Origin of the sequence: Ensifer sp. LC384 (assembly GCF_001695865.1) — a bacterium.
Taxonomy (GTDB): domain Bacteria; phylum Pseudomonadota; class Alphaproteobacteria; order Rhizobiales; family Rhizobiaceae; genus Ensifer.
The window spans coordinates 19,864-33,259 of record NZ_MBST01000015.1 but is presented as its reverse complement, the minus strand read 5'-3'; the positions used below and the strand labels follow the sequence as shown (position 1 = coordinate 33,259).

The following is a 13,396-nucleotide window of genomic DNA, read 5'->3' as shown; positions in this document are numbered from 1 at the left end:
CCGCTGGTAGCTTGCGACCCACAAAACGCGTCGATATCGCCAAACTGGTATGACACGTTTACGCCTGCTCAGTCGTAAGGAAACGGCCCACACCGGAAGGGTGGCCTGTTTCTAAGGGACAGAGGAAGCCAGAGATAAAAGGCGACAGTCAGACCCCGCCTTACCTGTCACAAGGTTCTCTAGTTTGGTTATGTCCTCCCCCTGCACCCCGTCATAAGGTGTGTGCTGTGGTGGCCTCAGAAGAAGGTTTTGGATAGCTCTTCACCAAGCATAGATTAGACACTTGCCAATAGGCCCTTTGTCTTTTCTATGCGCATAGTGAAGCTATGTCCTTTTTCCTAGAAGATGGTTATTGTTGTTACGTGGATTTTGCTTCTTTAGATCGCTACGCGACTGGATAAAGCTTCCAATCCTAATGTCTCCGGTCCCCAAAAGCTCGCCGCCCTCATTTTTCCCACAGCGTCCGATTTCCAGACCGCTATAGCAGCGTGTGCGCGAAAGCGCGGCTCCATGGGAATGAGGCCGGGGCGGTTTTCCTTTCTGACACCCCGGCCTCACTGTTCGTTAGCAGGGAAGCAGCACGTGGCAATATCTCCGGTATTCCGTGAAAAGTATAAAGCTCAGCAACAGAAGCGCGCACAAGGCATCGTCGCTCGCGAAAAAGCTGAAGCGGATGCTGCCGGTTTGACCATCGCGGAACTCCGCAACCACAAGGACGCCGTTGCAAAGCGGAAGTGGCAGGAACGGACGCAAGCCGCCTATCACCGCGCAAAGGGCGAGAAAGCCCTTGCCAAGCGCAACGCCCGGATCGAGCAAGAAAGCACCGAACGTATGAAGGAAAACGAGGTATTCGGTCGGTTCTAGCGCCGAACGGCCAAAAATAAGTATGTTCTTACTTATATTAAGCCTTTGTTTTATAACAACAAAAATTAGCAATCCTCTAGACGCGTGAATCTGCGCGGCCTAAGATTCATGTCGAAAAATCAGAAAGGCTACCTATGCAAACCACCTTCATTCCCACTGCCATCTTCGACAGCCTCACCCACGGCCTCGCCGCCAATATTGCCAAGCTTCAGCCGGACATGGTTTCCGGCCAGATCGCCCCGCACCAGATCGCGGAATTGCTCACTGATTACGGCATCGTGCCAGAGGATATGATGCGACAGATCATTGAAGATCAGCGCGCGGAAGCGGCAAAGCAAATTGTTGCAGGTATTCCTTCGCTTATCCGGCCAGCCGCTTAGAGGTGAAGCATCATGTCTGATCAATCGAACATCCTTCCGTGGAAGGATACCGATGAAGCTTTCGTCAAAAAAATCAGCGTCATCATTGAAGAAACGCTGATCCAGGCACGCAATGAGCCGCAGGAAGAATGGGACTTTGTGCCCGTCTCCCGGCGCGCTGACGAACTCGCCAGCGTCATCTTTTACGCCTTCGAAAATCAGCGACGGCGTGAAGCATGACGAAGTTTGCGGCGGAAGCGATAGAGAAGCACATTCGCCGCAAGCATCCCGGATGCCCGGATTTCGCCGTCACGTTCTTCGTCGCAGAGATCGCCAAAAAGGACTGGCAGAAGGCATCCATCGGTAAGGCGGTCGGCATCACCATGCAGACCACGCTTCGACATACCATGACCGACTATGACCAGATGCTTTTAGTCGGCACCGATCGGAATGAAGCACGGCGGCGAGTGCAACCAAAGATCAACGCTATGATTGGGGCGTGGAAGAAGCGGCCAAGGCAAGCGCTTGATGACTTCCCGGCAACCCGCGCCATTCAACAGGGGATGCGATGATAAACATTGCAGCACTGCGACCTTCAGACATAACAACCCTTGATCACCGACTTTCAGATCAAAGCTTCGCTCAAGATTTTCTCGCTGCGCTTGCGAAGTTTCTGACCGAAGTTGGTCCTGACGGGGGAGCGGACAGCGACCGAATTTTCATGGCGGCAGTCCAGTTGACGCAGGCGAAAGCGTGGAACCACTTCGACGCAACCGCCCTACGAAAGGCCCTTTCATCCGTTCCACAAGACGCCATGGTGATTTTTTGCGATGGGCTGCCGACGACGCTTGCATCGCGGCTACTTCCCTAAATCGACGGCAGACAAGAGGCATCAGTCGTGAACGGCAGCTTCACTCAGTTTCCAATCCGCTTAGCCGCCGCCGTCAGTTCGCTATCCATCATAAGGGCGCACTGACGGCGTTCGAATACGATGATACCACCGTCCTGAGTCAGTTTCGGCGGCACCACATCCCGGTTGAGGTTGGCTGCTTGCTCCTCGCATTGTTCCATCGGCAGGATGGTCAACACTTTGGTCTCAATCCGGGGCTCGGCAGAACCACCGATCATTTGCACGAGGATCATTACACCGACGAATTTCATGTGGGCTCTTTGTGTCAGGTTTACAGGATATGCAAACCTTAGTTGCGCAAGAGGCAGCATGCAATCACTTAGCAGACTCGTCAGATCGGTTATTGCAGCGTGGAGAAGCGCCAGACCTCTTGTCGGGCAACACAAGCGTCGATACACGACAAGTTGTAAATCTGTGGGGGATTCCAAGAAATGAGAATGCTTATCGTTGCCGGTGCAGCGGCCTTGACGCTTGCCGGGTGCAATACCACGCCCGCCGCCACTCCAATGGAGGCGCACCTCAATCGCTATGCAGGCGCGGAAGCTGTTGCAATGAACTGCCCGGCATATGGCGGATACGGTTCGGTTGCGCAAATGCGCGCCGACGCTCAGTCGAACCTTGCAAAGGCGAAGGCGCTAGGAGCGACAGACGCGGACGTTGCCAAGGCTCGCCAAAAGGTCAACGGCAACCTAGCGGGCGCTACCGTATTGGTCGGACCCATCCAAGCTTGCAGTGCGTTCATGAACGGCCTCGCGTGGGCTGGAACAGAGACACCGAAAATACAGCCGGCAACGGCAGCGAAAAAGAAGAAGTGATCAACGAAAGCCCACTGGCCTTCACCAGCGGGCTTTCCACTCAGATTTAGCCGATGACCTGAATACCCAAGCTGATCAAAGTTAATACAATCGCGACAATTCCTGCCCAGCCAGCTATCTTCGCCCAGCGAAGCGTCGACTGGCCACCTTCCGCCGCTCGGCGCGCAATCTCGCCGCGTGCCTTTAGTGCTTCCGGGCTATCATTCATCCATGCGATTTCGGCAAGCTCGGCATCGGACAACTTTCGCGCCTGCTCTTCCATCTCACTAGAACTGCCCACTAGCCTTGCCATCTTCTAACCCCATCGGTTGCCCCTCGCGGCTCTCCCCGAACGCCTTGACTTCTGCGACAAAAAGAACAAAATAAGAACATTAAAGATATCCCCAAGTTGTGGAGGGTGCCGGACGACGCTACTTAGTCCCCACTAAACAAGAGCTACTTTTAGTGTTTCAATCCCTACGAGTGCGAATCGCTAGTTGTAAGCTGTTACGGGATATCAGGGCGAATGGTTACGAGAAAGAATGAAGAGGTAAGCGCTAGCTTCCACTATCTGGCGCGAATGAAGAAATCCGGCAACGAGGAGGCGATTTCACCGTTCACAACGGCGGAATTCTCTGCGCTTTTCGCGAAGATGCAGGCCCAAAAACCCTTCGACTTGAAACAGGAATCCGACATCGAAAGGTTGCGGTCCCGCAAAGAAGCGCCGCTTGAGAACCTTGATTTTCCCAACGCTCGCACCATTACGGGCACATTCAGGGCTTCTTACTATGGTCACGGATACGACAATACTGACAAAGGAAAGATATCCGCACAAAGCGTAAACCTACGCCCGTTTCATTTTGTGCTGTATTTGTCCGAGACTGGCATGATTTACATAGGGTCCCAATACCTTGGACTATTCGGAGGGTATAATACTCTAAAGGATACGCTTGTCGGTTTTATGCCTGAACGAAAGGGAATTCGCTCCCATTCTTTCAGACTAGGTGCGTCTTACTATAAGAACGCAGAGCCGCGTGAAATCCGGGTAAATGTTGCGAACAAATCAACAGCGATCAACGGTCGAAGCACTCTTGGCGGTAAAATAATGATTGCCCTGACCCGCTCTGGCAAGGATGACATTCTTGTCGAGCGGGTTAAACGAAACATCATTCCATTTTTCGGACAGGGCCAGAATGCGATCAAACATGCCGTCGCTGGCCTTATGAATCAAAGCGACGTGATCGCCATCGAAGACGACGACGTTATCGATTGCACCGTGCTCGCGGATATGAACGGAAAATCGACAACCATTTACATGTTCGAGAATGGGTTTCGGGCGACAAGATTTCCGCTTGAAGTCGATGTTGATGAAGACGGCCATCCTGGCAACGCAGACACATGCAACGAGATACTGATAGCCCTTAATGATCACGTCATAAAAGTCACAGAGAATGGTTAGCATTAGGTCCATCATCGCGGAGAATAACGCAACCTTCTATAACTATAGAACGGACGGGCGTATCCGTATTTGGCCGCGAATCGCTGCATTTGTAGCGATATCGCCGGCTATAGCTTTCCTTCTCACGGATAACCTGACAGATTTCGTCAATTCCATTAATACTGTGGCGTCAATTCTTCTTGGCTTCGGCTTCAGTGTTCTTTTCTATATCGCAAGTGGCAACGAGGGAACTGTTTCCAGCGACGCATCCTTAGAGAAAAAGAACAGGATGGAACGCATTCGTGATCTGTCCAAAGAACTGTTTCACAACGTTTCCTATTTCGTGATGACGGCGTCCGCCGCACTGGCCGTGGCTATGGTAGTTATTGCGCCTGAGGCACAGAACGATTGGTTTGCTAAACGAGTGCTGCCTTGCTTGCTGGAAATCACCCCTAAGGCGTCGGATTACATTTGGTGGCTGCAGCTAGTGATTCGCAGCGCCTTCTTTTTCTTAATCCTTGAAGGAGGCTACACGTTCGCTCGGATTGTTGGCCGGGTTAACTTTCTTTTTGAAGAGAAATTGAAAGACAGCAGTAAGAAGGGCGCGTAACACGTCACAAAATTACGCCCGTCACAATGTCACAAATGATCGAATGCTAATATTCATTTTATCATTTAAAAACAATTTGATACGAGGTTATAAAGTGGAGAGATGGCGATTTCGAATCTCTCCACTCCGACCAACGAAATCCCCAAAAGCATTAGATTATTAGCTGCACACGATGTTGCTGACCGCGAATCTGTGGGAGCAGTGTCGGCGTATAATGCCTGTCGAGACGAAGGCCATGCGACACGCCGGTGCCGTCGGCCCTTCATGGCCAAGCGATCGCTCGACCATTGCCGGCAAAATACGGACGAAAGCCAGATTTATCGGTCTGAAAGTCATTCCGTTTTAAATCATTCTGCGCTATGGGAAGACGCATGTTGGGGCCGCAAAATGCTCCACCAGCGAAATAACGGAGCCGTTCGAGACCATGTCCGCAAAGATCTATCGTCCAGCAAAGACCGCCATGCAGTCTGGCAAAGCCAAGACGAATCTGTGGTTGCTGGAGTTCGATCAGGAAAAGCCGCGCACAATCGATCCGGTCATGGGCTACACCAGCTCGGGCGATACGCTGCAGCAGCTGCGACTGACTTTTGAAAGCGCTGAGCAGGCAATTGCCTATGCCGAGCGCAACGGCATCGAATACCGCGTGATCGCGCCGAAAGAGGCAACGCGCAAGACTGTGTCCTACCCGGACAATTTCCGTTTCAGCCGGATGCAGCCCTGGACCCATTGAGGTCCTTGAGCCGCTTTCAACGGGCTCCGCCCGGAACGGCCCCTTAGCTCAGTTGGATAGAGCACCTGCCTTCTAAGCAGGTTGTCGCAGGTTCGAATCCTGCAGGGGTCGCCATCACTTCTCCTTGTTCAGGTTCTACGGGCCTGACCAACCTATCCTCGATAGATCCTGGGCTCTACTGGATATCGAACCTCTGAAGTGAACTGCAGCGGGTATCTGCTTATATGGCGACACAATTGATTTATCTGCTTCGTCATGGCGAGACGATGTGGAACACCTTGGGTCGCTACCAAGGTCAATTGGATTCCCCGCTTACGGCGCGTGGTATTGAGCAGGCGGATCGGGTGGCTGAACTCCTTTGGAAAGAGATTTCGGGCAGCCAGCAATCATTCCAAATGGACGTCAGCCCCCTAGGCCGAACTCGACAGACAGCTGATCGCCTAACGCGAGTGCTCCCCTTGGTCGCTCGTGACGACGCCCGGCTGATGGAGGTTTCCGTCGGCTCTTGGGATGGTATGACGAAGTTCGAGATCGACAATGAGTTTCCGACAATGCTGGATGGCTCGGACGCTTTTGATTGGTATTTTAGGTCTCCAGACGGCGAAAGTTTTGATGCTGCGTGTGCCCGGGCAAGAGACTGGCTCGCAGATACGCTTTTGCCAACCATTGCGATTTCTCACGGGCTCTTCGGTAGATTGGTACGCGGCGTGTATTCCGGCCTTTCGAAGCGCGAAATGCTGGAGCTGCCCGTTCCTCAGGATGGTTTCTATCGCCTTTGCGACGGTGAATTCAGTCTTGTAGGCGGTTCGGCGCCCATGTTCGCGTAGCCGGAGTTCATCTCGATGGCCGTCAGGGATCAAGTCGCGCCGACCTAACTCCGAAAACAGCTGCAGTTCAATCGGTCCGTACCATAACCCGACGTGATATCGCTTGGTGAAGCCAGTCAGCAAAGCGGAACGCCAGGAAATGACGACGCACCAACCACCTCAATTCGGTTGCAATTGGTCAGGTAAAACGGAGCTCATCGATTGATTCACGCTCCCGGAAAGGAACTTTCATGACCTCGAGATTGCGTGTGGGTGTGCTCTTTGGCGGGCAATCCGCCGAGCACGACGTTTCCATCCTCTCAGCACGCAATGTCCTCAAAGCGATCGATCCGGCCAAGTACGAGATCGTGCCGATCCTCATCGATCGTACCGGACAATGGTTGTTGATCGAGATGACGGCTGGCAGCCTGCCTGCTGACATCGCCTATGCCGGTACAAAAGTATGCCTGGTGCCTGGCGGACGCGGTCGCCTGATCGCCTTCGACGGAGCTCCCGGCACGATGATGCACCCACCGGCGATCGACATTCTGTTTCCCGTCCTGCACGGATTGTACGGCGAGGACGGATCGATCCAGGGGCTCGCTCAGGTCTGCAATATCCCGCTGGTCGGCTGCGGCATCCTCGGCTCCGCCACGGCCATCGACAAGGAAATGGCCAAGCGCCTGTTGCGCGAGGCGGGTTTACCGGTTGCCCGCTCCGTCACCGCAAGGCCCAATCAGCGTCCGGACTTCGAGAATGTAACGGCCGCATTGGGACAGCCGGTCTTCGTCAAACCCGCACGACAGGGTTCGTCGGTCGGCGTCAGCAAGGCGAAAACTGCCGAAGAGTTCGATGCGGCGCTCGACGAAGGCTTCAAGTTCGACACGAAGGTTCTCATCGAGGAATTCGTCCAGGCACGGGAAATCGAGTGCGCCGTGCTCGAAAGATCAGACGGAAGCCTGATGGTTTCCGTTCCGGGCGAGATCGCGACCAGTGCCAGCCACGGCTTTTATACCTATGAGGCTAAGTACCTTGATGAAGATGGCGCCGCCATCAGCATTCCGGCAGTTCTGCCAGACGAGGTAACGCAACGCTTGCAGGACATGGCCGGACAAGCGTTCATCGCGCTCGGCTGCGAAGGGCTGGCGCGCGTCGACTTTTTCGTCCGGCCGGACTTGAGCGTTGTGATCAACGAGGTCAACACCATGCCTGGCTTTACCGATATCAGCATGTACCCGAAGGCCATGGCCGCGAGCGGCGTGCCCTACACTGAGCTTGTCGGCCTGTTGATCGAGCATGGATTGGCAAGGGCCACGCTGGCTCGCTGATCATTTTCCCAAGTCCGCATTGCATTGGTGGAACGCGTCGCGTCGCGCGTTCCGACTGCGCGATGAATCGCGAAATTGCTACTTCCCGTAGCAGTCATATTCGGCTAGGAGGGTTGCGCAGCAAATTGCGCTGTCTTTTCCTGGAGTTCGGCTTTGCCTTTGTAAACCCCGGTCTCGCTTGTTTCACCACGTACGCCCGATAGCGATCGTCGCTGTCGGATCGCAGCCTAATGCGTTCGTCGAGGTGACGGTTCGAGACCGGAATGGCATTGCCGACCTGTCGCCGCATGATTCTTCGTGCGGATCGAACCATCACCAAAACGCTGCCAGACCGCGTCCCCTGAACGGGTGCTCAAACCGTCGTCTTGATGGACTTCCAATCGGAAGAACCAGACGACATGTCTCACACACTCCTGGTCCAGTGGACCATCAAACCCAGGATCGCGCCGCGCCCGTGGCTCGCCTGCAACCGCTGCCGAACAGTGCGTCCGTTTGAGCCGAGCGGCAAAACGCGGCTCAATGCCAATGGCCGGCGGCTGGATGCCTGGTTGATCTATCGCTGCAGCGGCTGCGACAGCACCTGGAATCGCCCCATCTTCGAGCGCCGCCACATCCGCGATATCGATCCGGCCACGCTGCACGCCTTGCAGAACAACGACGGAGCCTGGATCGAAAAGGTTTCTTTCGATCTCGACGGACTGCGCCAGAATGCAGGGCGAATCGAAGAATTTGCCGACGTTCATGTAGAAAAGACGATACTGAACCCTGCCGCCGAGTCATCCTTACGCTTGGAGATCGTTCTCGGCCTGGCAATGAAAACATCGCTGAGAACGGAAAGGCTGCTATCCATGGAGCTCGGCCTGTCACGCAAGCGTATCGCCATGCTTGAAGAAGCGGGCCGCGTCACCACGACTCCGTTGGGCAGGAATACGCTACGGCACTCTGTGAAGGATCAGATGCGTATCACCATCGATCTTGCAGGCGAAGCCGATCGCAACGCGATCCTCAGCCGCGCCGGGCCTTAGCCGAAGACCGGCCGGGGCCCGGCCTCGGGCTACTGCATAATTCCTTAAATCGGAATCGATTTAAGGATAAATTATGCAGCAATTTTAAAGTGTGACAGCGTCCTTAGCGCGTCATGTTTGACGCGCGGCGCTGTAAGCGTGAATAACGCGGACAACGACAGCGAAAGAGGGCTCCGATGCCATCGGAGCCCTCCTGACATCGATGGTCTTCAGAACTTCACGCCGATACCGACGGTGAATTGATGCTGGTCGAGATCGACGTTGATGCCGCCGATGTCCTTGTCGCCATAGTCGTTGTAGCGGTATTCGGCTCGGCCAAACATGCTGTCGGTGAAGGCGTAGTCGACGCCCGCACCGATCGTCCAGCCATTGAAGGTTTCCTTTTCCTTGGAAGCCCCCGGCACATCAACGAATCCGCGTGTAATTGCCCAACCGCCGGTCGCATAGACAAGCGCCTTTTCATTGACGGTGTAGCCGAGGCGGCCGCGGACGGAGCCGGACACATCGGTCCCGACTTCCGGAGAAGTACCGAAGATATCGAAGGTCTTGTCGTTCCAGTTATAACTGACATCGCCCTCGATGCCGTAGACCCAATCGCCTTGCTGATAGTTGTAGCCGGCGAAGGCACCGAGAAGGCCACCATTGAAGTCCTCAGAAGCATTTGCACCAGGCGCGCTGAAGTCGCCATTAAGCCAGCCGCCACCGCCTTGCAGACCGACATAGCCGCCCGTCCAGACAAAGGTAGGCGCGGCTTCCACCAGGGGCACCGGCTCGAGATTTTCGGTCAGATCGGCGGCCGATGCAGCGGGCGCAAGAGCGGCAGTAGCAAAGATTGCAACAAGCACATGCCTGATCATCACAGATGCCTCCTGTTGGTCCGATAGCAAGATTACCAACTTATGTAGGGCGCGTCTGCCGAAAAGGCTCGCTTCGGAGCGGGAATAATAAATTTCTCTTTTAAATCATATGATTATACATTTCCAGTCAGCCAATTCTGAAGCTGGGCGCTACTTGATCAATTGCCGCCGATGCGAGCGCCTTCGAGCCGGTCGCCGGCCTTGATGCCCAGGCGCTTGACGGTGCCGGCATTGAGCTCCAGCACAAAGGCCACCGGTTCGCCCGAATCGATGATCGCCTCCGAGAACGGAACTGCATCCTGATGGATGGTGCGAACGATGCCGCGCTTGTCGACGAACAGCATATCGAGCGCCAGATGGGTGTTCTTCATCCACATCATGACCCGGCGCGTTTCGCCGAAATCGAACAGCATCCCATGGTCAGGCGCCATTGAGCGGCGAAACATCAGCCCCTGCTCGCGTTGATCGGCATCGATGGCAAGCTCGACCGTCAACTCATGGGCCTGGTTGTCTGCCGTCACCACACGCATCCGGTCGGCGGTGAATTGCACCTCTGCAAACGCAGCAACGGCAAACAACAGCAGAGACAAAAAAAGCGCCATGGCGGCGCTTCTTGCAGAAAGGGTTCGAGCTATCGACATCAGTGCGAACGGCTCGTCGGCGTTGGGCCGTCGGGATGGATCTCGGCCGCCATCAGGCCCTTTTCACCATCGCCGAAGCGCACGAGAACTACCTGGCCGGGGCGAAGTTCGGTCAGTCCGAAACGGCGCAGCGTTTCCATATGCACGAAAATATCTTCCGTGCCCTCGCCGCGCGTCAGGAAGCCGAACCCCTTGGTCCGGTTGAACCACTTGACGAGAACACGCTCGAGGCCGCTCGTCGGCGTGACCTGCACATGGGTTCTGATCGGCGGCAGCTGCGAGGGATGAATGGCTGTCGACTGATCCATCGAGAGAATGCGGAAGGCCTGGTAGCCACGATCGCGTTTCTGGATGAGAGCCACGACCCGGGCCCCTTCGAGCACCGTCTGATAACCGTCACGCCGCAGGCAGGTCACATGCACCAGTACGTCCTGCATGCCGTTATCGGGCACGATGAAGCCAAAGCCCTTGGCGACATCGAACCACTTGATCACGCCGGTGATTTCGACGAGGTCGAGGGCGTCGCTGCCAAAGTCGTCATCATGCATGACGTCTTTTGAAGATGTCCTATCCGCCATTCTCTCCCAGCCCCTCGTTTACGCGCGACTACCGACTACGGTTAACTGATTCTTATTGACTAGAATAACATCGTCCCGCCGCTGATGCGCAAGACCCTCGGCGTATTTTGGCCTGGGCCGAATGTAGGGACGCAGCCTTGCCTCTGGCTTGCTGGCAGATCAGTATACGCCATCTTCTTCGAAACAGGGACATTGCAATGCGTTATCTGCACACGATGGTTCGCGTCAAAAATCTGGACGAGGCCTTGAAGTTCTACTGCACGATTTTCGGCCTCAGCGAAATCCGTCGCTACGAGAACGAAAAGGGCCGTTTCACGCTTGTCTTCCTGGCCGCCCCCGGCGATCTTGACCGGGCAAAGGGCAAGCTCTCGCCGTGCCTCGAACTCACCTACAATTGGGACAGCGAAGATTATACAGGCGGCCGGAACTTTGGTCACCTGGCCTATGAGGTGGATGACATCTATGGCTTCTGCCAGCATCTGATGGACAATGGCGTGACCATCAACCGTCCGCCGCGCGATGGGCACATGGCCTTCGTGCGCTCGCCCGACGGCATTTCGATCGAGATCCTGCAGAAGGGCGAAAATCGACCCACGCAAGAGCCCTGGGCCTCGATGGCCAACACCGGCGCCTGGTAAGCCTCGCGCAATTCTGGCCGCCGATGATCGACGTCTGCAGCCGGGAAGTCAGGCTTGGCAAAGTCGAGTCGCGGATCCGTTAAAATGATGAATGATCCGGGGCCTGGCACCGACACCGGGCCTTTGCATGCTAAGCGCATGTGGGCTCAAGGTTAGCGCCAGTTTACAAATCACGTATCGTTCAGTAACTTCCGCGCGAAACGTTGATACGGGGTTCTATCCGCGATGTCTCGTGGCGACGCCCCCTAACTGTATTTGGCCTAATCCTTCCCGCGGCGATCCGTTTGGCCCGCCGCGCGAAATTCGTTTTCGTTTGTTCTGGGCGATGTTTCGGAACTGAGACTTAATGCATGGAAAGGCGACGATCTCGCCAATCATGCACGGAGAGCGGGGATAGGACGTTGCAACATCGGGAAACCAAGAGGGCGCTGCTGTCGTCAATTGGCCGCGCAACCGCGATATCCGTTTCACTGCTCGCCTTGAGCGGCTGCGTGTCCGCTGTGGCCGACAGCGAAGCCGCGAACGCGCTGAAAGTCGAGGAAGCGCAAGAATCGCTGCAGGTCGCCGATTCGACCCAGGCCGGCGCGACTGTTCGCGACGCCCAGGTATCGGCGGTCGGCAGCAACCCGCAGGCAACCCAGGGCAATGGCGCCCTCGTGCCGGGGCAAGACCCCGCACAACAGGCTGGATCGCTGACGATGCAGAGCACCGGCCTGCGAGCAGCCTCCTCCAGTATCTATGGCCAGGTTCCGGCGGGCGGCCAGGCGGCTGCGACGGGCGCACAGCCGCAGGCGACGGGCTCCATCCCGGCCACGGGCGCTGCCCAGCCGACCATGAACGCAACGACGAACAGTCTTTTCAGCGGCAACCGGGGACAGGGGCAAACTCAGCCTCAACCCCAACCCCAACCGATCATCCAGCCGCAGCAGGGCGCCTCGAACGACACCTCCGGCGCGCCGTCGGATACGGCTGTGATGGCCTATGCCTCTCCGGAGGGAGCCACCCTTCCCGCCTCCGTACCGCTGCCCTTGAGTGCGCAGGCTGCCCTCGGCGGAAAGACGTCGCGTGTGCTGCAACCCGTGCAGGCCGCCGAGCAGGCGCAGGCAACGACGGAAGTTGCCCAGACGATGACGGCCGCGCCGGACGGCAAGACCAGCGAGAACGATTCCAAGGAAGAGCCGAAGACCTGGACCCTTGCGAGCCTTTTTGCCGGCAAGCGCAAGGAGAAGCAGCAGCAGGTAACGGCGCGCGCAGCGCAGCCCGCCGAAAAAAAGACCATCACCACCAGCAATGCCAGCCAACCGCAAATGGCTTCGCTCGCCTACAGTGGCCTGCCCGGCGTCAAGATGAGTCCGCTGTTCAGCGTCGCGCATGAAGACCATGCAGCAGATGAAGAGGACGCGCCCGTTCAGCTCGCCTCGCTTTCCGGCCTTGCCCGGCTGGCGCCAAGCGGCCTCATCCTGCAGACCGAAAAGGTCGAGGCCGGCTGCTTCAAGCCGGAACTGATGCAGATGCTGAAGCAGGTGGAGACGCGTTACGGCCGCCAAGTCATGGTGACTTCGGGCCTGCGTCCGATCAGGGTCAACCGCGCGAAGCAATCCCTCCATACGCGCTGCGAAGCGGCCGACATCCAGGTCCAGGGCGTCAGCAAGTGGGAATTGGCAGATTTCCTGCGCAGCATTCCCGGGCGCGGCGGCGTCGGCACCTACTGCCACACGGAATCGGTTCATATCGACATCGGCGCGCAGCGCGACTGGAACTGGCGTTGCCGCCGCAGCAAGGGCTGAACGCAAGCCCTTGTTTCGACGGGTTAATCCA

The 13,396-nt window shown here is 56.3% G+C and carries 19 protein-coding genes and 1 tRNA gene; 15 read left to right on the top strand and 5 right to left on the bottom strand.

The window, feature by feature from the left end:
- Positions 1-582: 582 nt before the first annotated feature.
- The 5 genes from BC363_RS13470 to BC363_RS13450 all read left to right on the top strand — a co-directional run bounded on the left by BC363_RS13470 (position 583) and on the right by BC363_RS13450 (position 2,094).
- Positions 583-864 carry a hypothetical protein gene (locus BC363_RS13470; protein WP_065781508.1) on the top strand — a complete coding sequence of 94 codons (282 nt, stop codon included), beginning with the start codon at positions 583-585 and terminating at the stop codon, positions 862-864.
- 134 nt (positions 865-998) lie between these two features.
- Positions 999-1,244 (top strand): hypothetical protein, encoded by a 246-nt coding sequence (locus tag BC363_RS13465; protein WP_065781509.1) that lies wholly within the window; start codon positions 999-1,001, stop codon positions 1,242-1,244.
- Positions 1,245-1,256: 12 nt separating this feature from the next.
- Complete coding sequence (locus tag BC363_RS13460; protein WP_065781510.1) at positions 1,257-1,463, top strand: hypothetical protein; 207 nt, start codon at positions 1,257-1,259, stop codon at positions 1,461-1,463.
- Complete coding sequence (locus BC363_RS13455; protein WP_065781511.1) at positions 1,460-1,795, top strand: DUF2293 domain-containing protein; 336 nt, start codon at positions 1,460-1,462, stop codon at positions 1,793-1,795. The genes BC363_RS13460 and BC363_RS13455 overlap by 4 nt, the downstream gene beginning before the upstream one ends.
- Positions 1,792-2,094, top strand: a complete 303-nt coding sequence (locus BC363_RS13450; protein WP_065781512.1) for a hypothetical protein — start codon at positions 1,792-1,794, stop codon at positions 2,092-2,094. Before BC363_RS13455 ends, BC363_RS13450 begins: the two co-directional genes overlap by 4 nt.
- Positions 2,095-2,138: 44 nt before the next feature.
- Here the strand turns inward: BC363_RS13450 and BC363_RS13445 are convergent, their stop codons facing one another.
- On the bottom strand, positions 2,139-2,384 hold the full coding sequence (locus BC363_RS13445) for a hypothetical protein (RefSeq protein WP_139110197.1): 246 nt from the start codon (positions 2,382-2,384) through the stop codon (positions 2,139-2,141).
- 186 nt (positions 2,385-2,570) lie between these two features.
- On the opposite strand from BC363_RS13445, the gene BC363_RS13440 reads away from it, so the two are divergent.
- Positions 2,571-2,948, top strand: a complete 378-nt coding sequence (locus tag BC363_RS13440; protein ID WP_244512896.1) for a hypothetical protein — start codon at positions 2,571-2,573, stop codon at positions 2,946-2,948.
- A gap of 46 nt (positions 2,949-2,994) precedes the next feature.
- Here the strand turns inward: BC363_RS13440 and BC363_RS13435 are convergent, their stop codons facing one another.
- The gene (locus tag BC363_RS13435; RefSeq protein WP_065781515.1) at positions 2,995-3,240 is read right to left on the bottom strand and encodes a hypothetical protein; all 246 of its coding nucleotides are present in this window, start codon (positions 3,238-3,240) and stop codon (positions 2,995-2,997) included.
- Between the two features lie 213 nt (positions 3,241-3,453).
- Here BC363_RS13435 and BC363_RS13430 point away from each other — a divergent pair, with 213 nt between their 5' ends.
- From BC363_RS13430 to BC363_RS13400, 7 genes are all read left to right on the top strand, one after another.
- Complete coding sequence (locus BC363_RS13430; protein WP_065781516.1) at positions 3,454-4,386, top strand: hypothetical protein; 933 nt, start codon at positions 3,454-3,456, stop codon at positions 4,384-4,386.
- Positions 4,379-4,975 carry a hypothetical protein gene (locus BC363_RS13425; protein ID WP_065781517.1) on the top strand — a complete coding sequence of 199 codons (597 nt, stop codon included), beginning with the start codon at positions 4,379-4,381 and terminating at the stop codon, positions 4,973-4,975. Before BC363_RS13430 ends, BC363_RS13425 begins: the two co-directional genes overlap by 8 nt.
- Positions 4,976-5,399: 424 nt before the next feature.
- Positions 5,400-5,705 (top strand): ETC complex I subunit, encoded by a 306-nt coding sequence (locus BC363_RS13420; RefSeq protein WP_065781518.1) that lies wholly within the window; start codon positions 5,400-5,402, stop codon positions 5,703-5,705.
- A gap of 37 nt (positions 5,706-5,742) precedes the next feature.
- A tRNA-Arg gene (locus BC363_RS13415) sits at positions 5,743-5,819 on the top strand.
- A gap of 110 nt (positions 5,820-5,929) precedes the next feature.
- Positions 5,930-6,532, top strand: a complete 603-nt coding sequence (locus BC363_RS13410) for a histidine phosphatase family protein (protein WP_244519870.1) — start codon at positions 5,930-5,932, stop codon at positions 6,530-6,532.
- A gap of 230 nt (positions 6,533-6,762) precedes the next feature.
- A complete protein-coding gene (locus BC363_RS13405) occupies positions 6,763-7,839 on the top strand; it encodes a D-alanine--D-alanine ligase family protein (protein WP_065781519.1) in 1,077 nt (358 codons plus the stop codon).
- A gap of 368 nt (positions 7,840-8,207) precedes the next feature.
- Positions 8,208-8,864, top strand: coding sequence for a DUF1062 domain-containing protein (locus tag BC363_RS13400; RefSeq protein ID WP_244519869.1), 657 nt, complete (start codon positions 8,208-8,210; stop codon positions 8,862-8,864).
- Positions 8,865-9,073: 209 nt separating this feature from the next.
- Here BC363_RS13400 and BC363_RS13395 read toward each other — a convergent pair whose 3' ends face one another.
- From BC363_RS13395 to BC363_RS13385, 3 genes are all read right to left on the bottom strand, one after another.
- A complete protein-coding gene (locus tag BC363_RS13395) occupies positions 9,074-9,721 on the bottom strand; it encodes an outer membrane protein (RefSeq protein ID WP_065781521.1) in 648 nt (215 codons plus the stop codon).
- A gap of 158 nt (positions 9,722-9,879) precedes the next feature.
- Positions 9,880-10,362 carry a DUF192 domain-containing protein gene (locus tag BC363_RS13390; RefSeq protein ID WP_065781522.1) on the bottom strand — a complete coding sequence of 161 codons (483 nt, stop codon included), beginning with the start codon at positions 10,360-10,362 and terminating at the stop codon, positions 9,880-9,882.
- Complete coding sequence (locus BC363_RS13385) at positions 10,362-10,940, bottom strand: cold-shock protein (RefSeq protein WP_025426885.1); 579 nt, start codon at positions 10,938-10,940, stop codon at positions 10,362-10,364. The genes BC363_RS13390 and BC363_RS13385 overlap by 1 nt, the downstream gene beginning before the upstream one ends.
- 197 nt (positions 10,941-11,137) lie before the next feature.
- Here BC363_RS13385 and BC363_RS13380 point away from each other — a divergent pair, with 197 nt between their 5' ends.
- Complete coding sequence (locus tag BC363_RS13380; protein ID WP_065781523.1) at positions 11,138-11,578, top strand: VOC family protein; 441 nt, start codon at positions 11,138-11,140, stop codon at positions 11,576-11,578.
- Positions 11,579-11,979: 401 nt separating this feature from the next.
- Positions 11,980-13,365, top strand: a complete 1,386-nt coding sequence (locus tag BC363_RS13375) for a YcbK family protein (RefSeq protein ID WP_065781524.1) — start codon at positions 11,980-11,982, stop codon at positions 13,363-13,365.
- Positions 13,366-13,396 lie beyond the last annotated feature (31 nt).